This is a genomic window from Cellulophaga lytica DSM 7489, assembly GCF_000190595.1.
GTDB lineage: Bacteria > Bacteroidota > Bacteroidia > Flavobacteriales > Flavobacteriaceae > Cellulophaga > Cellulophaga lytica.
Map to the genome: position 1 here is coordinate 732,501 of NC_015167.1, position 25,782 is coordinate 758,282.

At 34.0% G+C, this 25,782-nt stretch carries 10 protein-coding genes, 2 tRNA genes and 2 rRNA genes (1 of these 14 cut by a window edge); 2 read left to right on the forward strand and 12 right to left on the reverse strand.

From position 1 onward, the window contains the following. The 5 genes from CELLY_RS03330 to CELLY_RS03350 all read right to left on the reverse strand — a co-directional run. Positions 1 to 621: ribosomal RNA gene (locus tag CELLY_RS03330) — 23S ribosomal RNA — on the reverse strand; it reaches 2,206 nt to the left of the window's first position. A 214-nt stretch (positions 622 to 835) separates the two neighbouring features. Further along, a tRNA-Ala gene (locus CELLY_RS03335) sits at positions 836 to 912 on the reverse strand. A gap of 183 nt (positions 913 to 1,095) precedes the next feature. Continuing rightward, positions 1,096 to 1,169, reverse strand: a tRNA-Ile gene (locus CELLY_RS03340). 114 nt (positions 1,170 to 1,283) lie between these two features. Next, positions 1,284 to 2,803: ribosomal RNA gene (locus CELLY_RS03345) — 16S ribosomal RNA — on the reverse strand. The 16S and 23S rRNA genes sit together here with 2 tRNA genes alongside, the layout of an rRNA operon. 686 nt (positions 2,804 to 3,489) lie before the next feature. Continuing rightward, on the reverse strand, positions 3,490 to 5,463 hold the full coding sequence (locus CELLY_RS03350; RefSeq protein WP_013620244.1) for a putative porin: 1,974 nt from the start codon (positions 5,461 to 5,463) through the stop codon (positions 3,490 to 3,492). Between the two features lie 280 nt (positions 5,464 to 5,743). On the opposite strand from CELLY_RS03350, the gene CELLY_RS03355 reads away from it, so the two are divergent. Next, a complete protein-coding gene (locus CELLY_RS03355; RefSeq protein WP_013620245.1) occupies positions 5,744 to 10,006 on the forward strand; it encodes a T9SS type A sorting domain-containing protein in 4,263 nt (1,420 codons plus the stop codon). A 1-nt stretch (position 10,007) separates the two neighbouring features. Beyond that, entirely contained in the window at positions 10,008 to 10,712 is a 705-nt protein-coding gene (locus tag CELLY_RS03360; RefSeq protein WP_013620246.1) for a hypothetical protein, read from the forward strand. Between the two features lie 150 nt (positions 10,713 to 10,862). Here the strand turns inward: CELLY_RS03360 and CELLY_RS03365 are convergent, their stop codons facing one another. From CELLY_RS03365 to CELLY_RS03390, 7 genes are all read right to left on the reverse strand, one after another. Further along, positions 10,863 to 12,392 (reverse strand): RagB/SusD family nutrient uptake outer membrane protein, encoded by a 1,530-nt coding sequence (locus CELLY_RS03365; RefSeq protein WP_013620247.1) that lies wholly within the window; start codon positions 12,390 to 12,392, stop codon positions 10,863 to 10,865. Positions 12,393 to 12,402: 10 nt separating this feature from the next. Continuing rightward, entirely contained in the window at positions 12,403 to 15,591 is a 3,189-nt protein-coding gene (locus tag CELLY_RS03370) for a SusC/RagA family TonB-linked outer membrane protein (protein WP_013620248.1), read from the reverse strand. Between the two features lie 528 nt (positions 15,592 to 16,119). Then, entirely contained in the window at positions 16,120 to 17,634 is a 1,515-nt protein-coding gene (locus CELLY_RS03375; protein ID WP_013620249.1) for a RagB/SusD family nutrient uptake outer membrane protein, read from the reverse strand. A gap of 4 nt (positions 17,635 to 17,638) precedes the next feature. Then, positions 17,639 to 20,902: a SusC/RagA family TonB-linked outer membrane protein gene (locus CELLY_RS03380; protein ID WP_013620250.1), complete on the reverse strand. Its 3,264-nt coding sequence runs from the start codon at positions 20,900 to 20,902 to the stop codon at positions 17,639 to 17,641. Positions 20,903 to 21,297: 395 nt separating this feature from the next. Further along, the gene (locus CELLY_RS03385) at positions 21,298 to 22,674 is read right to left on the reverse strand and encodes a RagB/SusD family nutrient uptake outer membrane protein (protein ID WP_013620251.1); all 1,377 of its coding nucleotides are present in this window, start codon (positions 22,672 to 22,674) and stop codon (positions 21,298 to 21,300) included. Between the two features lie 5 nt (positions 22,675 to 22,679). Further along, positions 22,680 to 22,967 carry a hypothetical protein gene (locus CELLY_RS17215; protein ID WP_244847038.1) on the reverse strand — a complete coding sequence of 96 codons (288 nt, stop codon included), beginning with the start codon at positions 22,965 to 22,967 and terminating at the stop codon, positions 22,680 to 22,682. 21 nt (positions 22,968 to 22,988) lie between these two features. After that, entirely contained in the window at positions 22,989 to 25,736 is a 2,748-nt protein-coding gene (locus CELLY_RS03390; RefSeq protein WP_244847040.1) for a SusC/RagA family TonB-linked outer membrane protein, read from the reverse strand. Positions 25,737 to 25,782: the final 46 nt, after the last annotated feature.

The following is a 25,782-nucleotide window of genomic DNA, read 5'->3' on the forward strand; positions in this document are numbered from 1 at the left end:
TGGTAAAAGTAACTCGTAGGCTCATTATGCAAAAGGCACGCCGTCACCCCTAAAGGCTCCGACCGCTTGTAAGCGTATGGTTTCAGGATCTTTTTCACTCCCTTGTTCAGGGTTCTTTTCACCTTTCCCTCACGGTACTGGTTCACTATCGGTCTCTCAGGAGTATTTAGCCTTAACGGATGGTCCCGCCAAATTCACACAAGGTTTCACGTGCCCCGTGCTACTCAGGATACCACTATCGGTAATGGTCTTTACTTATACAGGGCTATCACCTGCTATGGCCACGCTTTCCAACGTATTCTAATTCATAACACACCAAATATCGTGGTCCTACAACCCCAATACTGCCGAAACAATATTGGTTTGGGCTAATCCGCGTTCGCTCGCCACTACTAACGGAATCACTTTTGTTTTCTCCTCCTCCGGGTACTTAGATGTTTCAGTTCTCCGGGTTTGCTTCTCTTTCGAGATGACATATCTTCAATATGCCGGGTTGCCCCATTCGGATACCTGCGGATCATATCATATGTGCTGATCCCCGCAGATTTTCGCAGCTTATCGCGTCCTTCTTCGCCTCTGAGAGCCTAGGCATTCCCCATACGCCCTTTTGTAACTTGTCACTACTAGATGTTTTACATACCATCTAATAGCCTCTTGCTCTTCTCTATTTCGTATTCTTTTTATTTCTTATCGTGATAATTACCCCTGTGGTAATTATACACAATGTCCCAATATGTCAATGAACGTTATTACGAATCGCAACAGACAATTAAATTATCTATGCTCTCGATTACAATACACTGGATGATAATATTAATTATCTCCAGAAATTGCCTGGTGGAGAATATCGGAGTCGAACCGATGACCTCCTGCGTGCAAGGCAGGCGCTCTAGCCAGCTGAGCTAATCCCCCATATACTAAAAGTAGTATATAGTAGCTTGTAGTTAGTACTGCCAACTACTACTCAACTTCCAGAATTTCCTTTTTACATTACGTTTATAATGCTATCTCAATACAACCAAACTAAAATAACTATAGCCTCTTGTTTTACCTTGACTACTTTTGTAACACTTACTCTTGATAAGCTTTACTTAGTAGTCCCAGGCAGACTCGAACTGCCGACCTCTACATTATCAGTGTAGCGCTCTAACCAGCTGAGCTATGGGACTCAATCTTAGTTGTTGTATCTTAATATTTTGAAGTGACAGCGAAAAAAGAAAATAAATCTAGATAAACTAAATTCTTACTACATAAACTAATATGTAACGGTCGTCTTTCTCTAGAAAGGAGGTGTTCCAGCCGCACCTTCCGGTACGGCTACCTTGTTACGACTTAGCCCTAGTTACCAGTTTTACCCTAGGTCGCTCCTTGCGGTGACGAACTTCAGGTACCCCCAGCTTCCATGGCTTGACGGGCGGTGTGTACAAGGCCCGGGAACGTATTCACCGGATCATGGCTGATATCCGATTACTAGCGATTCCAGCTTCACGGAGTCGAGTTGCAGACTCCGATCCGAACTGTGATAGGTTTTATAGATTCGCTCCTTATCGCTAAGTGGCTGCTCTCTGTACCTACCATTGTAGCACGTGTGTGGCCCAGGACGTAAGGGCCGTGATGATTTGACGTCATCCCCACCTTCCTCACGGTTTGCACCGGCAGTCTTGCTAGAGTCCCCACCATAATGTGCTGGTAACTAACAACAGGGGTTGCGCTCGTTATAGGACTTAACCTGACACCTCACGGCACGAGCTGACGACAACCATGCAGCACCTTGTAAATTGCCCGAAGGAAAGTCTATCTCTAAACCTGTCAATCTACATTTAAGCCCTGGTAAGGTTCCTCGCGTATCATCGAATTAAACCACATGCTCCACCGCTTGTGCGGGCCCCCGTCAATTCCTTTGAGTTTCATTCTTGCGAACGTACTCCCCAGGTGGGATACTTATCACTTTCGCTTGGCCGCTCAGATCGAAATCCAAACAGCTAGTATCCATCGTTTACGGCGTGGACTACCAGGGTATCTAATCCTGTTCGCTACCCACGCTTTCGTCCATCAGCGTCAATCAATTGTTAGTGATCTGCCTTCGCAATCGGTATTCTATGTAATATCTATGCATTTCACCGCTACACTACATATTCTAACCACTTCACAATAATTCAAGACCATCAGTATCAAAGGCAATTCTACAGTTGAGCTGCAAACTTTCACCCCTGACTTAACAGCCCGCCTACGGACCCTTTAAACCCAATAATTCCGGATAACGCTCGGACCCTCCGTATTACCGCGGCTGCTGGCACGGAGTTAGCCGGTCCTTATTCTTACAGTACCGTCACCAGACTACACGTAGTCCTTATTCTTCCTGTATAAAAGCAGTTTACAATCCATAGGACCGTCTTCCTGCACGCGGCATGGCTGGATCAGAGTCTCCTCCATTGTCCAATATTCCTCACTGCTGCCTCCCGTAGGAGTCTGGTCCGTGTCTCAGTACCAGTGTGGGGGATCCCCCTCTCAGGGCCCCTACCCATCGTAGTCTTGGTAAGCCGTTACCTTACCAACAAACTAATGGGACGCATACTCATCTTACACCGTAAACTTTATTATTTAAATGATGCCATAAAAATAAACTATAAGGTGTTAATCCAAATTTCTCTGGGCTATCCCTTAGTGTAAGGCAGATTGTATACGCGTTACGCACCCGTGCGCCGGTCGTCAGCAAGAGCAAGCTCCTCTGTTACCCCTCGACTTGCATGTGTTAAGCCTGCCGCTAGCGTTCATCCTGAGCCAGGATCAAACTCTTCATCGTTGTTTTGTAAATATTCTTAACAACCTAAAATCGTCCTAAACTAAACTCATTCTCTTTTTTTAATCCAATAATACTACAAGTAGCATTATTTTGCTGTCTCTTCAATATGTCAAATGAACTTTTAATTCTTGTAGAAATACTAGACTCGAACTAGTTGATTTTTAATAACAAATCATTCCAAAATTTCTTATCGCCTTACCCTCTCTGAAAGCGGTTGCAAATGTAAAACGTTTTTTTAAACTGACAAAATAAAAATTTAATTTATTTTACTGTTTGTTTCGCTTTAACAACCCTAGCAAATTGGGAATGCAAAAATAGTATTTTTAATTGCTACAAAACAAGCTTTTAGTTACTTATTTTTTAACCTTTATATTATACTAATTTTACAACTGAATCAATGAACTCTACTAACTTTACAACTGCTTGTTTCTCCGTTAGCGGCTGCAAATATACTCCCATTTTTAAACACCACAAGGCTTTTTTGATTCTTTTTTTAAAGTATTTTTATTTTATGCTTTAGAACCCTATTTTTCAAACACTTAAAACAACACACTTTTAACCTATTTTTTACCAAGCCTAAGCTTATCATTAAAAACTAACCTAAAACAATATTACTTTACCGCTAAAAAGGCGATTGTAGGGTTAAAGAATAAAAGCTATTATACTATAACGTACAGTTATAAATATTAAGAAAAGAAGTTCCATACCAAACCAAAACGTATTACAAAGTCACGATAAGGGTAGTTAGGTGCGGAATAAAAGTCATAGCCTGTAAAGGATGAGTTAAAATGTTCTGCCTTTAAATATATCCTTGTTTGTTTTACTTTTCCGTTTATAAAAAAGTCTAACATAGGATATGCCCCGAGTTTTTGTTGGTTTTGTACGTAAAACTCACCCAAAGCTGGGTTATAGGCATTCATATTATAAGCTGTAAAATATTTAAATGTAACCCCTGTTTGAATAAACATTGCTTTTTTAAACACATCTTTAGAGAAATAAAGCGTATTTCTAGTTACAAATTCTGGTAAATTTAATACGGAGTTAGATTGTGATACATTTTGATACATTATTGTATTATCTAATGCCCAGCGACCAAATTTAAATTCTTTGCTGTACTTTACTTTTAAATATCCAACAGAAGCACTTTCTTGAAACGGTTTTATATATGCGTTTTCTTGACCATTATTAATCTGCTCTTCTGTAGCCGTAGATTTAAAATAAGTATAGTTATCTATGTTTGTATACTTAGCAGATAATGTTCCGTATGGCTTGGAGCTATACTGAAAATTTAAACTGTTTATATTTTGTTTGTCAAAACTTGCCGTATTTTGCCAGTTGTAATTTTGATAATTACTTTGGTAAAGCAAGAAATTAAAATTAGGCATTTTAGACTCATTATGTAAACTTGCCTTAAATTTATGTTTGTCCTTATATATATAGGTAGCTTCTGCATTTAAAAAACTACCTCCTAAATCTCCTGATACATTATAAGCAGCTTCTCCTTTTAAATTAAATTCTCCTATTTTTTTGCTGTAAGCAGCACCTAAAGATATTTCCGTTCCTCTTAACTGATTATCTATTGTACCTGTTGGAGTAATTAATAAACTTTTAAAAAAGTAGTTATAATTATAAATACCTACAAAGCCTTTTAGCTCACCTAATAATTTGTTAGAAAACGTAGTGTTTAATTGATTGTAGGTTGTTTGCAAATGAGCTTTATCATTTGTCTCATCTAAAAAGGTATCTCCAAAATAATCATATTGGTTATCTTGATTGAATTTAGAGAATTTTGTTTCATAACTAAACTGATGTCCAACCGCTATTGATGTAGCTATAATACTGCTTGTAGAATCTTCATCTTTTTTAATTAACTTATATTGCTGATCTAAAAAATATCTTTTTCCTAAAACAATACTTTCTGCATCAATAAAAGCAACGTCTAACCTATCTCTTGTGGTAAATTCATCATCTCCGGTTTCAAACTGAGTATCACCGTCTGTTAAACCTCCATTTTCTTGATAAGTTACATCTTGCGCAGCAATATGTGCTAACAATTGATATCTGTTATTTTTAGATGTATAATTAGATGTTACGGTAAAGTTACCAGACTCTGCCTGATCATAATTATACTTCCCTAAAGACCTAAACCCTTTGTATCCTAAAGATATATTTAGCTGAGGAGACATATTAAATGTTAGCATAGCATCTAACAATTGCCCTTGTGCCATTGTTGTTTTAAACATTAACTCTGTTAAAGGCGTTGGCACATTATAATACTTAATTTGGTTTACACTCCAATAATTATCTGTTAATGCAGATGTACTTAAAGAAGGATACATTGATTCACTATCAAAATCTACTCCTAACCTATTTGATGGTTTTCCAATGTTTGCAAATGGCATAAGCTCAAACCCATCTCTTCTCAGATAATTATACTTATATTCTTTTTGTATGGTTAGTGTTGTATCTAAAAAGGTTGTATCTTTTTTTATAGTAAATATTTTATACTCTTCTACACTTGGTTTTTCTTCTTCACCTTTAGCTAAAACCTTACCTGGTTTTTCTTCTCCTTTAGAACCTAAATCTTTTTTAGTTGATATTGGATTTTGCGCAAAGGCAACTGATCCCCAAAGTAAAAATACAAATACAATATATCTCATTTATAAAAAAATATAAGCAAAGGTAATTTTTTACATTTAAATATCTGTGAAAGTTTTGTTACGTTTTACAGACCAACCACTATATAACAAGGTTGCAATAAAAAATTAACAAATGTACATCTCATAAATAAATTACATATTTTAAGATTTACTTAACAAAATAGTGCTATTTTCTTGTGTTTACTACTATTAATTAAGATATTTAGCACTTTTCTTTTGCTAAAACGTTAAATAAAACCAAAAAAAACACTTTTAAACTTAACTACCAAACAAACTAAAAATGACAAAAAAACTACTTGTGCTATTTTTATTGAGCTGCTCCTTTTCATTTGCTCAATTTAATGAAGCCGCCCCTTGGATGAAAGATCTAAGAAAAAATAAGGCTAACTCAGCTGCAAAAAATAGTAATTACAATAGCACTATAGAAGATTTAAGGTCTTCATTTGACGATTATTGGAAAACCAGAAATAAAAATGAAAAAGGTAGTGGATACAAACCTTTTATGAGGTGGCAAAATTATTGGAGTTACTACCAAAACAGTAACGGATACATACCAACCTCAAAAGAAATTTATGATGCCTGGAAATCTAAAAACAATACCTCGGGCAAAGTAAACCCAACTAGTAATTGGACGTCTGTAGGACCATCTACAAGTAATGTGTTTGCTGGCAGATTACCCGGCAACGGGAGAATTAATGCTATTACAGTAGATCCTAATAACGAAAATATCTGGTATGCAGGCGCACCAGCTGGTGGTATTTGGAAATCTACAAATGCTGGAGCAAGTTGGACAAACCTTTTTTCTAATTTTCTACAAATTGGTGTATCTGGTATTGCAGTAGACCCAAATAACTCTAACATTATTTATATTTCTACCGGAGATGATGATGCTGCAGACTCATACAGTATTGGAGTTTTTAAGTCTACAGACGGCGGAAATACTTGGAATGAAACAGGTTTAAACACTAGTACAATAACATCTGGAATATCATTTTTAACTAATGAAATTACCATAGACCCTACAAATAGCAATATTGTTTGGGTAGCATCTAATAACGGATTATATAAAACTATAGATGGTGGTGTAACGTGGGTAAATACATTACAAGAAAACATTACCGATTTTAAACTTAAACCAAACGATAGTAACACCGTTTATGCGGTAGATTTTAACAGCTTTTACAAATCTACAGATGGTGGTACAACATTTAACACTATTACCAGTAATTTACCAACAAGCTCTGGCAGGATGGTTTTAGGTGTTACACCCGCTAATGAAAATTTTGTATATGTGTTAAGTGCAAATACAGACTATACATTTCAAGGCATTTACAAATCTACAAATAGCGGAACAACTTTTACAAAAACATCTAACACTACAGACATTTTGGAGTCTAACCAAGCTTGGTTTGATTTAGCCTTAGAAGTATCTACAACAGATGAAAACACCTTATTTACAGGTTGCCTAAATGTATGGAGAAGCACAAATGGAGGCAATAGCTTTGGAAAACTAAATAATTGGGGCATTAATAATAGTGCTTATACCCACGCAGATATACATACCTTAAAAATGTTTAACTCTAAGCTTTTTTGTGGTAGTGATGGAGGCTTGTATGTTTCTGAGAATAATGGAACAACATTTACAGATGTAACTAACGGAATGTCTATTGGGCAATTTTACAGAATATCTGTTGCAGAAGATGATTCTGCTAAAATGATTGGTGGTTTACAAGATAATGGTGGAAACGTTTTTAACAACAACCAATGGAATAATTACCACGGTGGAGACGGTATGGATAATGTAATAGACCCTAACAATAATAATCTAATATATGGTTTTACTCAAAATGGAGGATCTCTAAACATTTCATCTAATTCTGGCGAAAACATTGCTCAATTAGGTCCGCCTAAAAACGCTGATGATGAAGACATAGATGGTAATTGGATTACCCCACTTGCTATTAATAAAAGAGGGGAAGTTTTTGCTGGTTTTGATGCCATTTATAAATTAGAAGGCATCAATTGGGTAAAAATTAGCACATCTGTAGGGTTTGGAAAAATTGAAGATTTAGAAACAGATCCTATTAATGCCGATGTAATTTATGCCGTTAACAATAATGTTATTTATAAAAGTGAAGATAACGGAGTAAACTTTACTTCTTATATCTCTTTACCCGGTAACATATCAGATGTAACAGTTAACAATTTAGATAGCTCTATACTTTACGCTACTACATCTAACAGAGTAGGCATAGCATTATCTGGACAACCATTTAACCGTGGAGTTTATAAAATTACAACAGATGGCACAGATGTTACTTTAGAAGATATTACTTTAAATTTACCTACAGACCAAGCTTATTTTAGCATTGCTCACCAAGGCTTACACCAAGACAACCCTATTTTTGTAGGTACAAGTTTAGGTGTTTACAGGTTAGATGATACACTTACTGAATGGGAGGAGTACGACACAAACTTGCCAAACGTAGCTATAGGCGATATTGATATTAATACAACAGATAATATTATTACAGCTGCTACATACGGAAGAGGTGTTTGGCAATCCCCATTGCCAATTAAAGATCCTGATAATGATGTTAGCTTAATATCCATATCACCAGCCATAAACTCAGTTCTTTGTGGTGAAATTACACCTGTAGCAACTATTAAAAATAACGGAACCAATACTATAACAGAAGTTACGTTTGCCTACGGATTAAACAATACAAATTTAAGCTTTATATGGACCGGGTCTTTAGATTTTGAAGAAACTGCCACAATAAGTTTACCTAACATAGGTACTACAGATTTTGGCAAGGTTACTTTACAAATAACTGCTACAATAACAAATGACACTTTTAACACAAACAACTCTAAAAACAGCACATTATATATAAACAGAGACGGAAATGCTAATATTGTAAATACGTTTGATAGTGATGAAGAATCCTTATTAACCTATAATGAGTCTGGCGACACACCTCTTTGGGAAAAGGGAGTTCCTAATGGTTTGGTTTTAAATACTGCCAGCTCTGGAGCTAATGTTTATGCTACTAACTTAGATGGTGATCACCCAAATAACACTAAAGCGTACTTAATTAGTAATTGCTACAATATAGCCAGTATAGCAAATCCTATTTTAAAGTTTAAAATGGCTTATGAGTTAGAGGAAAATTGGGATGTTGTTTATGTAGAATACTCTACAAACCAAGGTATAGATTGGAATGTTTTGGGCAACATTAATAGCCAACCCAACTGGTACAACAGCGACAGAACAAATGCAATATCTGGTGTTGCTGACGATTGCCAAAATTGCCCTGGAAAACAATGGACAGGTACCAATGCAACCCTAACAGAATATAGCTACAACTTTAATACAAATGCAGCGTTAGGGGAGCCAAATTTAAGCTTAGAAGAAAGTATTATTTTCAGAATAGTTTTTCATTCAGACCCAGGTGTATCAGAAGAAGGTGTTGTTATAGATGATTTTGTTTTAGAAGGTGAACTAGATGATGACGATGATGACAATGATGGCATTTTAGATGTAGACGACAACTGCCCTACTATTGCCAACGCAGACCAACTAGATACCGATGGTGATGGCATAGGAGATGTATGTGATACTGATGATGATAACGATGATATTTTAGATGTAGATGATAATTGCGTTTTAATTGCCAACCCAGACCAAGCAGATTTAGATAACGACAACATTGGCGATGTTTGTGATAACGACAATGATAATGATGGTGTTATTGATAGTTTAGACTTGTGCCCTGCAACTCCAGAAAATACTATTGTTGACATAAATGGATGCGAAATCTTCTCACTACCTTCTTCTAACTTTAGAATAAAAACAACAGCAGAAAGTTGTATTTCTAGCAACAATGGAGCTATAGATATTACAGCAGAAATAGCACTAAATTATACAGCTACAATAAGTGGCAATGTAAATGAATCTAAAACATTTACCAATGAAGTATCTTTTAATGATTTGGCCTTAGGTAACTACACTATTTGTATTACTGTTGAAGGACAACCAGAATATCAAAATTGTTTTACAGTATCTATTTCAGAACCAGAACCACTAGCTGTATCAACTGCGGTAAACTCTGTTTCTAATAGTGTAACATTTAATTTAACTGGAGGTAAAGTCTATAACATCAACATAAATAATAAAACATATACTACCACCAAAAATGAAATTACCCTACCATTAGATAAAATAGAAAATAAAATAAGTATAAAAACTGATAAAGACTGCCAAGGAATTTATGAAGAACGAATTATTTCTAGCACCGATATTTTTATTTATCCTAATCCTATTAAAGGAGGAGATTTAACTATAGAGTTAAACAAACCAAATGTAACACAAGTAGAACTTGCTTTATACACCATAAACGGCACCAGAGTTTACAAAAAAGACCATAAAACCAATAATGGCGCTTTACAATTTAATGTAGACTCTTTAGCAAGAGGCATTTATGTACTAAACATAAAAACACAGCATACCATACTTACCTATAAAATAATAAGAAAATAAAATGAAAACAATATATAAACTTACTTGTATTAGTGCTTTAATGCTAGCGTCTTGTGGCGGTGGCGGTGATGATGGTGGTGCAGATACTCCAGAACCAATTGCAGCACCAAAATCAACCACTTTAGTTTTTCCTGAAAACAACACAGAATGTAATGAAGGAACAATAGTTAGTAACAGGCAAAGCTCTGTAGAGTTTAGCTGGAGTGATGCAGTTGATACAGATAGCTATGAGATAAATATTAAAAATTTAAACACTGGCAACAGCATAACAAAAACAGTTACAACTACCTCTGAAGCGGTAATTATAGATCGGGGTACACCTTATGAATGGTTTGTAATATCTAAAGCATCTGGCACAACAGAAACTGCAACCAGTGCTATATGGAAATTTTACAACCAAGGGATTGGCACAGAAAATTACGCTCCTTTTCCTGCAGACGCAATTAATCCTGCTAGAGGAGCAACTATTGCTACAACTAATGAAGTATCATTAAAATGGTCTGGTGAAGATGTAGATGATGATATAGTTGATTATGAAATATTATTTGGAACGGATGACACACCAACTACAAGTATAGGAGTAACTACAGAAACTACTATGAACACAAATGTTACAACTAATACTATTTATTATTGGAGAGTAATTACTAAAGACAGTGAAAACAATACTTCTACCTCTGAAATATTTGAGTTTAAAGTAGAGTAAAAAACTTTAACATTATAGCACACAAAAAAAGCTCTTAGAAATAAACCTAAGAGCTTTTTTATATGTTGACTAAAACAAATTAAAAGCCCAAATACCAGAGTTGATAATCTGGGCTAGTTTTTAAAATCAATGTTAATACTATTTGTATTATTATTGATTTTGATCTGCTGGCGTAATAGCATCGTTTAAATTAATTTCAGTTTCTGGAATCTGAAAAGTAAAACGAGCATCACCTGCAGGAATATTAAAGAAAGATGAAGGACTATTAGGATGTGTTGTACCTTCAAAATCACGAACAAGACCAACATTCCATCTCTTCATATCCAATAAACCAAAACCTTCTCCCCAAAGTTCTATACGTCTATGCAGTCTAATTTCTTCCATTAAACTACTACCTGAATTTGTAGAACGTGTGTATGCATTATCTCTAGTAGAAACTAAATCAAATAATTCTTGTGCCGCTCCTGCATCATCACCACTAGATGCCTTAGCTTCTGCAATAATTAAGTACATTTCTGCAACTCTCATATATACGTAATCTGCTTCAAAAAACGTATCATCGTAAAACTTGTAATTATAAATTTGTCCCTCTTTAGGCTGATCTATAAAACCGTTATCTGGTCCAAACCAATTGCTACGCACATCTGTAGAAGCTACTGCATTATACAACCTAACATCTACAGTTCTGTGGTGCCCTAATTGTCCTGTATAACCTGGTGTTACACCAATAGCACTTTTTTGCACAGGTGAATACGATTGCATTTGTGCAAAAAACGAAGCATAAATAGATGACGTATCTCCATTAATATCTGCTCCCCACAACCACTCTGGATTAGATATATACTGGAAACCATCTAACAATTGATCTGCTGCTAAAGAACCTGCCGATTTTGCTATTTCTGCAAATTGTATTGCTTTTGTATAATCTTTAGACAATAAGTAAAAACGAGCTAAATAACCTGCTGCAATGTTTTGATTAATTACAGTTTTATCTGGTCTAGAAAATCCTTCAAGACCATCATAACCTTCTTTTAAATCAGACTCTATTTGATCATAAACATCTTGTACAGTTAATCTACCAAAACCAGGCCCATTAACTAAATCTGCTGTAGGGTCTATAATTGGCACACCAGCATCAGACATTGCAGGGTTTCCTTTTTGATAAATTTGTATTAATTGCAAATACGCCAATCCTCTTACCACTTTAGATCTAGATAAAACATAAGTTAAATCTTGCGTTAAAACAGATTCATCTAAACCACCTATAAGTGTAATTGTTTGGTTGGCACCTTTAATTATCTCATAGTAATAATCCCATATTGTGTTGGTTTCTGTACCAGATTCTTGAGTTCTACCAATGTATTTGTACAAATCATCATACCACCAACCATTGTTAGAATCTATCATATCATTAGACATAATATCCATCATTAAATCTATAGATTTTTGTCCGTAATCATTATGGTTTCCACCAGAACCAGCTACGTTAAATGTACGCATGTTATTAATTGTACCTGTATCAAAAGAACTTGCAGTAGACAACAAAGCTTCTGGTGATTCTTCAGCTAATTCTGAAATAGTTTCGTCTGTAACTATGTTTTCTAAATCTGACTCTAAATAATCATCACTACAGCTAGCTGATATTGCCAACATTGTAGCTATTACTAATATTTTTTTCATTTTTTTACTTTTAAAAATTAACATTTAAACCTAACGTAAACGTTTTTAATGTTGCGTATCTAACAGAGTTGTTACCTCCGGTTACACTTGCTCTAGGATCAAAACCTTGAACATCTGATGCTGTCCATAAAGCTAAGTTGTTACCTAAACCATAAATTCTAACTTTGCTTAAACCTATTTTATTTGAAACCTCTTGTGGTAAAGTGTACCCTATAGACACATCATTAAGACTAATAAAATCTGATTTTTGTAAAAACAAATCAGACACACTATAATTTCTAGTCCCATCTATAACTCTAGGCAACTGAGCGTCTGTATTATCATACGTCCAAGACTTATTAAAATCTCTGTGGAAATTTTCTCCAATACCGCCTCCAAAGCCATCATTATAAATAGCATCATAAGCATAACCTCCAAATTGGTATGAAAGTGCAAAACTAAAATCTAAGTTTTTATAAGTAAGCGATGATGTAAAACCACCGTTAACATCTGGCAAAGCAGATTTTCCCAAACTAGTTTCTGACGCTACAGAGTAATCTTCAGTTTGGTTGTTTACAATTGGTGTTGTACCGTCTGCCTCAAACTCGCTAGAAGTATACCAAATAGCATTACCATTTTCTGGGTTAACCCCTACAAAATCCCTAATGTAATAATCAAAAGCACTACTACCTTTTTCCCATCTATATACAGTACCTGGATCTATAAATTCTCTTCCAGGAGCAAGTTTAGTTATCTCGTTTTTATAATGAGTTGCATTTAAATTTACGGTCCAGTTTAAATTTTGATTTCTAATAATATCATAAGAAATACTTGCCTCAAAACCTACGTTCTGCATATCCATTACATTTTCTGGAATAGAAGGTAAACCAGAAGAGTTAGGTAAAGGCCTGTTAAATATTAAATCTGTTATTTTACGCTCAAAATATTCAGATTCAATTCTCACTCTATTATCAAACATATTAAGTTCAAAACCAACATTAAAATTGGTAGATGTCTCCCATTTTAAATCTCTGTTACCTAAAACTGTTTTATTTAAATTAAACTCTTCACCATCTGTAGTTACATCCCACTGATCTAAATAAGGAGCATAATTTCTAACAGCAGTATTGTCTGGGTAACCAACATAGTCATTACCCTGCTGACCAATACTAGATTTAAGTTTAAGCTCAGAAATCCAGTTTACATTATCCATAAAAGATTCTTTAGAAACTCTCCAAGCTAAACCAGCTCCCCAAAAATTACCCCATCTATTTTCATCGGCAAAAACAGAAGAACCATCTCTACGGAAACTACCATTTATATAATATTTGTTATCAAAATCATACAACATTCTAGCAAAGAAACCTTCTAAAAGGTACTCTGTTGGACCTCCTGTAACATTACCTGCTCCATCATTCTCTGCAAATAAACTAGCAGAAATATCATTAGAGATAAACTGATTTTTTTTGTTTGCATCTAAGAATTTAAAATTGTAGTCTGAATTTTCATGACCTAACAAAATATCTAAGTTATGATCTTCTCCTATTGTTTTTTTCCAACCTAATAATTGTTGATTGGTATAAGTTGTACCTCTACCAAATTGCTCAGACAATCTACCATTAACATCTGCAGGAGATGCACTACCTACAATTTTATTGGTATAATTGGTAGTGTTATAAAAGGCAAGATCTAAACCAAAATTATACGTAAATGTAAAGTCTTTTAAGAATTTGATTTCTGCAAATGCTCTAGATGTTAAATTATCTCTTACAGATTTATTTACATTTAGTGTTTGTAGAGCGTGCGGATTAGAAAAACCATTAAATGGCCTACCTGCAGTTGCATTTGGAGATGTAACATCTGCCCAATCCCAAAGTGGATTTCCTTTATCATCTAAAACTGTTTCACCTGTAGCATGATCTACAGCAAAAACAGGATAAATAGGCGCTATATTTCTAACCCAAGCAAAATTACCTGTAATATTATTAGTTAAAGTTCCTGTTTGCTCTCTGTTAGCATAATTAGCAGACATCCCCAATTTAATGTTATCACTCACTTGAGAGTTTACATTCATATTTAAGGTTAACCTTTTAAAGCCGGTATTAATGTTATACCCTGTATTATCTTCATTACCTACAGAGAAAAAGTATTTAGCTTTTTCAGTACCTCCGGCTACACTTGCGTATAAAGACTGTATACCACTACCGTTATTAAACAACTCATCTTCCCAATCTGATGTCCATAACTGGTTACCAGATCTTAATTTACCCGTTGTAGGGTCTACAACAGTTGTTCTATCGCCTCCAAAAGGATTATAAACCAAGCCTTGTGCTCCATCAAATAAATTTGCAGATGCGTTTATGCCGGCTGTTGCCTCATCTGTACCATTCTCTACAATATCGTTACTTTTTAGCATTTTATGGTAAGCCTCTAAATACTCACCTGCACCATCCATAACGTCATAGTCTTTAACTGCTCTACTAGTAAAGCTAGTTCTAACATCTAAGTTTACACTTACTTTACCAGCTTTACCTTTTTTTGTAGTTACAATAATAACACCATTAGCACCTCTATTTCCATACAAAGCAGCAGCTGCAGCATCTTTTAAAAATGAAATAGACTCAATATCATTAGGGTTTAATGATGTAATAGACTCGTTATAAGGAACACCGTCTACAACATATAAAGGCGCAGAAGATCCGTTTAAAGATCCAATACCTCTAAACCTAACTGTAGGCGCAGTACCTGGTTGGCCAGAATTTGAAAAAATTTGAACACCAGAAACTTTCCCCGTTAAACCTGTTACAGCATTACCAGAAGCAACCTTAGTGATTTCTTCAGATTTAATTTCTGCTATTGATCCCGTAAGAGATTCTTTCTTTTGAGTACCATAAGCAGTTACCACAACTTCCTCTAATGCCTCTGCATCTTCTTCCATTTGAAGATTAATTGTGCTTGAAGCACCAACGGTTCTTTGTGTAGTTTTTTGACCAATGTAACTGTAACGCAAAACCTGACCTACTTTTGCATTTATGGTATAGTTACCGTCAAAGTCTGACTGTGTACCTGTTGTTGTACCAACAACTAACACAGAAACACCAGGTAAAGGCAAACCATTTTGATCTGTTACATTACCTGTAATTGTTTTCTCTTGCGCATAAGAGAAACTCATTAACATCACCAGTAAGGGTGTTAAAATCCAAGTTACTTTTTTTCTCATTTAATTTAGTTTTGAGTTAGCTTTAGCTTTCCTTTAACTATTTGCATACACCTTAAAAAATACTATTAACATTTTTTTAGCATTTTTAGATTTATAACAAGTGATTAAACTGGGCTAAAAATTATTTAATAAAAAAATAGATACTTAGTAAATTCAGTGCCCTACAAAGAATTAGTACTACCCAAAAAACTTTTATAAATAAGAAAACAGCAACTTAAAAAGTATCTATAAAGCACTTTGTCGTATTAAAACTTTGTTAATTACAGAATTTTTTAAAAAAAGTTGCTTTTTATTAATTAAAAATCAATGTAACGAGCTATTTCTTATCATATTCGTATTTTTCAGACGCAAAAAAAGAAGAAATTTAATTCTATAAAGTAAGATAATTAACTGTTAATTTAACACGTACAAATGTTCATTAAAAACATAGCTTACTGAACAAAAGGTATTATGGTTAGAGAAAAAAAGACAAAAAAAACCGCCAAGAGCAATTGCTCTTGGCGGTTAAATAAAATAAATATTTAAATGTTAATTCTGAGAATTAATATTTGGATTAAATAAAATCTCTTCTTGAGGAATTTCATAAGTTAAACGCTCATCATCATGACTAAAAGAATCTCCTGAAAAGTCTAACCAGTTAGACCCCCTAGTTCTAGTTTCACGTCTTCTCTTCATTATAAAATAAGATTGACCTTCTGCAAACAATTCTAAACGAGCCTGTAAAGCAGCTTCCTCTGCTAAAGCAGCACCAGATAAACCATCAATATAAGAACTGTCATCTAATCTTAAATCTAATAAAGCTTTTAAACTAGTTCTTGCAGCTGCATCATTACCATTTTCTGCCGCAGCCTCTGCGTGTAATAAATACATTTCTGCTATTCTCATATAATGAGAATCTGAATCTATATTAGATTGCGGGCCAGAAAAGGCTGCAAAACCATTAAGCTCTGCTCCCTTATAGTAAAATTTACCAGAAGGTTGTAAACTTGCAGAAAACTGATTTAATCTAATATCATCATCTCTAAAATTAGCATGTAAATCTGCATCCATTCCTTTAGAATTACCTACGGCAGCATAACTATAACTGTACACGTCCATAAAACCCCACCAAGAAAATAAAGATGCTAAACCTTGACCTGTTGGTGTAATATCAATACCCCACATAATACCAGGAATAGAGTTAATATCATTAAAACCACCTACTGCTCCACTTTCATCTGGCAATAAAGCAACTTCATCTGCAGTCATGATTGGATAATTACCAGAGTTGACTACTAATGCAGCATACTCTTCAGTTTTAGGCCAGTTATTTAATGCTCCGTAAGTTTTTGCTAATAAACCTCTAACAATATCTTGGTTAATTTCAATTTTATCTTCTCTAACAAAACCTTCTAACAAAGTTTCTGCATCTGTTAAATCTTTTATAACCAAATCAAAAACCTCTTGCAAAGTAGATTTTGGCTGATCTATATCTTCAGCACTTGTATAAATAGGAAGTACTTCTTGAGACATATTTGTTATATCATTAACAAAAACATGTGCTAAAAAGAAATAAGCATACCCTCTAAGAGCTTTTGCTTGACCAACTGTATATCTAAGGTTTTCAGTTTCTGGCACTACATCATTACCACCTGCACCATCTATAACTAAATTAGATAGATTAATAATTCTAAAAAGAAATCTCCATGGTCTGTAATTATATTCCGAATCTGGATCTACCGTGGCTGTTAACTCAGAAATTTGTGTTTGTCTATTATAACTCTTACCTAAATGAGCCATATCTGCAGAAAACATATCCAACTGAATATACTGTGTTGTAATACCAAAATCTTCCTGACTACCAGTACCACCACTACCTCTACGGTATAAGTTTTCATAAATACCTAATAATGTAGCTTTAGAAACATCTGGATTAATTTTAGAAGCCTCACTCACTTGTTCTTGAGATAAGGTTTCTGTTGGATATACCTCCAAAAAGTCTTCACTACATGAGCTCATAAATAATAAAGCTCCTGCATAAATTATTTTATTTATTGTTTTCATACTATTATAATTTTAAATTAACACCTAAAACAACTGTAGATAATGGATTATATCTGTAAATACTAGATCCACCAGTTATAGATGTAGATGGATTAAATCCTTGTCTCTTTGAGAAAAATGCAAGGTTATCACCTGTAATATAAAAGTCTAATTTTTTTAGACCTATTTGCTCACTAATGTCGTTAGGTAATGTATATCCTAATCTAACATTATTTAAAGCTAAATAATCAGACTTTACTAAGAACCTTGTAGATGTAGCATTTTGCTGAATTTGAAATCTTGCATCTTGCCTTGGTATATCTGTAACATCACCAGGTTGCATCCAACGATCTCTAATATCTACGTGGAAGTTATTAGTACCTGCATAATCGTTATCCATTAAGTTTGCGTAAGCAGTATCATATGCATAACCACCTAAAGAATAATTAAACAAAGTACTTAAAGTAAAATTCTTATATGAAGCATTTAATCTAAATGAACCTGTTATATCAGGAATAGCTGTTTTATTGATAAACTTATCTGCTGCTTCAGAATATACCTCAGTGATATCTTGAACTATTGTAGCATCAGGATTATCATTCATATATGATGTTAAATTAGTAATGATTTCGTCTCCTGTTCCAAAAACACCATCACCATCTAAGTCATTAAAACTACGTTCCCATTGAGCTGCACCAGTATCTACATTAACACCTGCGTAAACTGGCATATAGTAATCATATAATGAACGACCAACTGTACGAGCATAATTTCCATCTATATCAAGCTTTTGCTGCTCTCCTGTTGCCGGATCAATAGGCATTGCCTGCAATTCATTTTTAAATGTAGAACCATTAATTCCAAATGATAAATTGAATTTATCATTATCCACTATTTTAAAATCTAAATCAAATTCTACACCTGAATTTAATAATTCACCGTCATTAACTGATATTAAAGCATAACCTACTGAAGGGCCAACTCTTCTGTCAAAAAACATATCTGTAGTAGACTTTCTATATGCTTCAATAGAACCATCAACAAAACCACCAAGTTCAAACTCTACACCAACGTTAAATTGGTTAGAACTTTCCCATGTAAGATCTGGATTACCTTTTGTAGCAAAAGCTAAAGAAATATTATCATTTAAGTTGTTAACAGAATATAAATTGTAACCAGGATAGTAGTTATTAGCTGTACCATTTAACACACCAGAATTACCTAGAACACCGTAACTAGCCTTTAACTTTAAAAAGTCTACAAACTTAGAGCCAGACATAAAATCTTCTTGAGACATTACCCATGCACCACCAACAGAATAAAAATTACCCCATTTTTCATTTACAAATCTAGAAGAAGCATCTCTGTTAAAAGTAGCATTTAAAAAGTATTTACTAGAAAAATCTAAAGTAGCATTAGCTATGTAACTTTCTGTTCTTTCATCTCTAGTAAAACCATCACTAGGTGCATTTACAACACCATTAGAAATATCTGTTCCGAAAGGAGTAACTAATTTAGAACGCTCTGCCTCTAAATAATTGAACTCATAAGCAGTTGCTACGTGAGATACAAAAGCTGATAAATTTGTTGCGCCAAAAGATTTGTTATATCTAAGTCCTGTCCTAATTGTATAGTTTTTAGTTTCAGATCTAGATCTGTTAATTACACCACCCTGACCTTTGGAAGGACTATAAAATGGTTCATTTAAAAGAATATCATCACTCATAAAATACTGATACGAGAAGTTGTTATCTAAAGTTAAACCTTCTACTAATGTAATTTTTAAGTCATTTGTGAAGTTTACTGAGTTGTCTTTAGACCTACTAATATTAATTTGAGAATCTGCAACACCGTTTGTAGCAAAACCAAAACCACGACCATCTTCTAAACCATAATCATATAAGAAACCACCATAAATTGGATCTTCAATTTTAGCTCCGTTTGCATCTCTTGTAAACAAAGGGTATATTGAAGGTAAATTATCTATCCACCAAAATTGAGAAGAAGAAGAACTACCTGTACCATTATTGTTTGTTTCACTTTGCGCATAGTTTAAAGAAGTATTCATTTTTATGAAATCTCTAAACTTATTTGTTGCAGAAATACGAGCATTTAATCTTTGGTAATCTGTGTTACTTGCATAACCTTGATCATCAATAAAACCAACTGATGTATAAACTGAAGAATTTTCACCAGTATTAGCTAATGATATATTACCTTCTATTCTGTTAGCACTTTGAAAAGCAAAATCTTCCCAATCTTCTGGCGTATATCTTCTAGTTACTCCTGGTCTAACCATTCCTGTAGCAGGATCTATTAATTCAGAAACACCTTGAGCACCGCTATCACTAACATTCCACATATTATAAACTGGAGAAATATCTGAAACATCTGCATTATCACCTTCAAATAAATTTGCATTTGCATAATCTATAGCTGCAATTTCATCTCCGTTATTTTCTAACAAACCTCTTTGGTAAGTTCCTTCCCAGGCTATACCAATGTATTCCTCTGGAGACTCAATAGTTTCATACCTACCTATACCCTGAAAGTTAGCTCCAGTTTTAATAGATACATTAATTTCATTACCAGTATCAGATCCTCTTTTAGTGGTAATTACAATAACCCCATTAGCTCCTCTAGCACCATAAAGTGAAGTAGCTGAAGCATCTTTAAGAACTGTAACTGATTTAATATCATTTGGATTGATATCATTTAAGCTACCTCTAAATGGAGCGTCATCTACTATATATAAAGGATTTTGACTACCATTTACAGATCCAAAACCTCTAATTCTTACTGTAGATGTACTACCTGGTTGACCAGAAGTATTAAATACTGAAACACCAGCTGCTTCACCAGCTAAAGCTTGAGAAACGTTAGTAAAAGATTTTTGAGAAATGTTCTCTCCTGCAACTACTTTTGCAGATCCTGCAAAAGAAGTTTTTGATACGTTACCAAAACCTGTAACTACTACTTCGTCTAAAGATTCAGCATCTTCATCCATTTGCACATTTATAGTTGAGCTAGCACCAACTTTCCTGTCTGTATTTTTTTGACCAATATAACTGTAACGTAATACTTGTCCAACTTTTGCGCTGATGGTGTAGTTTCCATCAAAATCTGTTTCTGTCCCTGTAGATGTCCCTACAATTAAGACAGTAACACCTGGTAACGGAAGACCATCCTGATCTGTAACGTTACCTGTAATTGTTTTCTCTTGTGCATAAGAGAAACTCATAAATAACACCAACAAGGGTGTTAAAATCCAAGTTACTTTTGTTCTCATTTATTTTGATTTTTGAGTTAGTTACAGCAAAAATCTTAAATTTAAGTTAAAGAAACAAACAATAATTGTTAATTAAATTAACAAAGAAATATATAAAAGTGTACAATTAAAGTAATTACCCACATATATGTTAATATAAACAAAACAAGTGTTAACCTTGTTCAAGCGTAAATTATTAAGTAAAATACTACTTGTTAGTAATTAAAAAAAAAGAAAATAATACAAGTGAAAAACATAAAAACTAATCACTAAAAGAGTAATTATAGAGAAAAAACACCCCTTAAAAGCAACATTAAATAAGGTTACATTATTAAATATTAATTTAATAAAACAAAAAAACCGCCAAGAGCAATTGCTCTTGGCGGTTAAATAAAATAAATATTTTTTATTTTATTTTAAAAACCTTTATTCTGCGAAACATTAGAGTTAACATCTACCTCACTATTTGGAATAGGAAATGCTAAATTAAATGATCCGTAAGGAACACCTTTGTGTGTTTGTTGTAATTCATCTATTAACGGAATACCTTGACCTGTTCTTACCAAATCGTGAAAACGAGCACCTTCAAAAGCTAATTCTTTTCTTCTCTCAAGTAATATATTATCAAGAGTCGCTTCAGTATAAAGACTAGCATTTCTTTGAGCAGGTATCATATTTAAATATTGTAATGAAACCGCAGGATCTACTGTTAACATAGCTTCAGCATATGTTAAAATTACTTCCTCATATCTAATAATACTAATATTATCATCGAATGTACTAGAAGGGTATTTCCCAATGTTTCTTGTGAAACCGGCACCATCTACTTCAATAAAATCTTCACCAATTCTAATATCATCATCATCAAAAATAGTTAAGAAATTATCTAACACTACAACATCACCGTAAGATGTATTTAAAAATATATTAGCTAAACCATTAATACCTCTATTATCTGTAGGAGACATTGCTATTTCAAAAATAGAATTAACAGCATTATCTGTAGAAAAAGTTGATGCAAAATCTGATTCACTCGCTACAGAAAAATTCTGAGAATCAATAACTGCCTTTGCAGCTGTAGCAGCTGTAGTCATATCACCAAAATAAAGAGCTATCCTTGCCTTAATTGCATTTGCAGCACTAGTTGTAATGAATTCTTTAGAACCATCTAAACCTGGAGACATTATTGCCAAAGCTGCATCAATATCAGCTATAGCTAAATTCTTAACCTCTTCAACAGTATTTCTTGCTGGAAAAAAGTTTTCCTCATCTCTAAATGTGGTAACATAAGGAACACCACCTGGAGAAGTACCTCCTGTAACATGTTGTTGACCAAATAGCCTTACTAAATCAAAATGCGCCATAGCTCTAAGAACTAAAGCTTCACCTTTCATTTGATTAATGTAAGCTGCATCTCCTTCTATATTCTCTGCATTAATAATAATATTTGCAGAACCTATTACAGAGTATATTCTGAACCACGTATCAGTTGGATAAGCATCAGAAGGTAAAACCTCTAATTGTCCAGCCGTAACAAATCTATTAGAATTAGCATTAGAAAATGCATTATCACTCCTTACTTCATTAAAAACTATATAGTCTCTACCGTAGTATGTTTCAATAGATAATCTGTTATAAGCACCAGCCAATATACCTTCTAAATCTTCTTCTGTATTTATACTTGAATTGAAGTCTTTTTCTTGAGAAACTGTAGGATCTAGTTCATCTTCAGAACAAGAAGTATTTCCTATTAGTAAGGCAAAAGCCATTACTGTATATAATATTTTTTTCATTCTAATTAAAATTTAACGTTAACACCAAAAACAACAGATTTTACTGGAGGAGTTACCAATCCTGTGTAACCAGCTGCTCCTACTTCTGGATCCAATTTTAATCCATCATCCTTAACCCATGTGTAAAGGTTAGTACCTTTAACTGTAAATGAAATTGCATCTAGACCAATACCCTCAGTAAATTTAGAAGGTAAGTTATAACCGAATGTTAAATCTTTTAATCTAATGTAATCTCCATCATATAAGTGTCTAGAAGAAGTAGCATGGAAGTTGTCTGCTCCATTATAAACCAATTTAGGTACATCTGTAACATCTCATGGTTGTTGCCATCTTTCTAAAAGTTCTTCTACACCATTGTAAGAACCTAAAGTAAAGCTATTAGTTCTAAAATAGTGCTGCGCATATTGCTCATATACTTTATGTCCGCCAGCATAGTATAAACTAGCATCAATAAAAACACCTTTGTACTCTATATGAGTTGACAAACCTCCAGAGAAAGTAGGCAATGCACTAGCTTCATCTTGATTTACCCTTGCTGCAGAAGCATAGTTAGATGTAACTTCACCATCTACTCCATTTACATACCAAGTAGGTTCACCTGTTTCAGTATCTACACCTGCCCAAGTACGCATAAACCAAGCTCCAATAGGTAAGCCTACCTCTGTAGTTTTATATGTACTCGTAGCACTTGGATTAATATCTTCACCTGTACTATCTAAAGCTAATTTAGTAACCTCGTTGTTTACAGTTGCAAAGTTTCCTGAAATACTCCAACTAAAATCTTCACCTCTAAAAATATCATAATTAAGTTGAGCCTCTATACCCTTGTTTACTACTTCTCCAACATTAGTGTTTTGAGAAGTAAAACCAGTTGTTGGTGACAATGGAACATTTTGTAATAGATCATAAGTTCTTTTGTTAAAGTAAGCAAAGCTACCTGATAATCTGTTGTCAAATACTCCAAAATCAAAACCAGCATCTACAGTTTCTCCGTTTTCCCAAGATAAAAATTCATTTCCTAACTGACTTGGATAAACTGCACCGTTACCAGCATAATCTGCATCATAAGCTAAAAATGCTTGATATGTATTTGTAGCAATACCAGAGTTACCGGTTACACCCCATGAACCTCTTAAACGTAATTCGTTAAAAACTGACCCTTCTAAAAAAGCTTCTCTATGAACATTCCAACCTAAACCAACTGATCCAAAATTACCATATCTATGACCATTTGCAAATCTTGAAGAACCTTCTCTTCTGAAAGTTGCATCTAAGATGTACCTACCATCAAAGTTATAATTTAACATTCCTAAATAAGAAATATTAGTCCAATCTGTAAAAGATGAAGAAGCATCAAAATTAGATCCTGCACTTGCGATATTTGTTAAACCATCAGTAGAAAAGTTTTCACCGTAAGCGTATAAGTATGTATAATTATTTTTTTGATATTCAAATAAAGCAGTTACATCAAAATTATGTTTAGAACCTAATTTAAACTGATAGTTTAATGAATTTTGAGAAACCCAATTGTAGTTTTTCTCATCTGAAGCAGTACTACTACCATTAACATCTCCATCAGAATCTCCATGATACCTGTTGTTATAAGATTTATACTCTGATAATGAAAAATCTAAACCTATACGAGAAGAAAAAGTTAAATTTTCAATTAACTCCCAATCTAATTTAGTATTAGTAGTTGCTCTAGTGTACTTATTGTAAACTTCATCGTTCTCATTAGTATATAATGTATTAAATACAGAAGTTCCTAAGCTATTTATATTGTAAGTCCCATCTGCATTGTAAGGATTAGCAAAAGGATTCATATAGTATCTAGTTAAATGTGGATTATTAAAGAAAGCCCCATTTTCTAATACTGGATTTTGTCTAGAGTTAGATACGTTTATAGAATTATCTAACTTAACATTGTCTCTAAGCCAAGTTTGAAAACTTAACTTACCAGATATTCTTCTGAAAGAATCACCAATAACTGTAGGTTCAGTTTCATTATACCCAAGAGATGCATAATAATTTGTTTTTTCTGTACCACCTGATGCAGAAAAATTATAATCTTGTATTAATGCGTCTTTATTTTCAATTAGACCTGGCCAATCATACTCACTACCATCCCAATTAGCTATATTTCCTAAATTATTAGCTATTGCAAAATCCCTAGCTTCATCTATTTCGAAATCATAACTTTCTCCATAAGCATTAAAGGTTGCCTCATCAATTAACGAAGCTCTTTGTGTTGCTGTTAAAGGATTTCTTTTATTGTAAGCATTGTTTTGAAAACCTAAAACTGATGAAAAGTTAAATACTGCTTTTCCAGATTTACCTCTTTTTGTTGTAATTACAATTACACCATTAGAACCTCTAGCCCCATAAGCTGCAGTTGCAGATGCATCTTTTAAAACAGTCATTGATTCAATATCCTTACTGTTAAGAGATACAAGTGAACTAAGAGAAGTTCTGTTAGCACTACCTGAGAAGTTCTCGCTTACTACAGGAACTCCATCAATTACGTATAGTGGAGAGTTACTTGCATTAATAGAACCCACACCACGTATTCTAATATCCTGTTGTGCTCCTGGAGTACCAGAAGTTGTAGATATTTGTAAACCTGCAACTTTACCTTGTAAAGCCTGATCTACAGATAGAACAGGAACATCTTTGATATCTTCTGAACTAACCTGCACAGAAGAACCAGTTACCTCATCTACAGATTTAGTACTGTAACCTAGTACAATAACCTCCTCAAGAGCCTCAGCGTCCTCTGCCAGCTGAATATTTATTGTGCTTGAAGAACCAACTTTTCTTTCAGCTGTTTTTTGTCCAACATAGCTGTAGCGCAATACTTGCCCTACATTTGCTTTAATAGTATAGTTACCATCAAAATCTGTTTGAGTTCCTGTTGTTGTACCCACAACTAATACAGAAACTCCTGGTAAAGGCAAACCATCTTGGTCTGTAACATTACCAGTAATTGTTTTCTCTTGTCCGTAAGAGAAACTCATAAATAACACCAACAAGGGTGTTAAAATCCAAGCTACTTTCGTTCTCATTTATTATTAATTTTTGAGTTAGTACCCCACAAAACTCTTAATTAAT

Bases quoted from the DNA above. Each gene is read 5' to 3' on its own strand.
- CELLY_RS03375 (WP_013620249.1), bottom strand. From the start codon at position 17,634: ATGAAAACAATAAATAAAATAATTTATGCAGGAGCTTTATTATTTATG.
- CELLY_RS03380 (WP_013620250.1), bottom strand. From the start codon at position 20,902: ATGAGAACAAAAGTAACTTGGATTTTAACACCCTTGTTGGTGTTATTT.
- CELLY_RS03385 (WP_013620251.1), bottom strand. From the start codon at position 22,674: ATGAAAAAAATATTATATACAGTAATGGCTTTTGCCTTACTAATAGGA.
- CELLY_RS03350 (WP_013620244.1), bottom strand. From the start codon at position 5,463: ATGAGATATATTGTATTTGTATTTTTACTTTGGGGATCAGTTGCCTTT.
- CELLY_RS03365 (WP_013620247.1), bottom strand. From the start codon at position 12,392: ATGAAAAAAATATTAGTAATAGCTACAATGTTGGCAATATCAGCTAGC.
- CELLY_RS03360 (WP_013620246.1), top strand. From the start codon at position 10,008: ATGAAAACAATATATAAACTTACTTGTATTAGTGCTTTAATGCTAGCG.
- CELLY_RS03390 (WP_244847040.1), bottom strand. From the start codon at position 25,736: ATGAGAACGAAAGTAGCTTGGATTTTAACACCCTTGTTGGTGTTATTT.
- CELLY_RS03355 (WP_013620245.1), top strand. From the start codon at position 5,744: ATGACAAAAAAACTACTTGTGCTATTTTTATTGAGCTGCTCCTTTTCA.
- CELLY_RS03370 (WP_013620248.1), bottom strand. From the start codon at position 15,591: ATGAGAAAAAAAGTAACTTGGATTTTAACACCCTTACTGGTGATGTTA.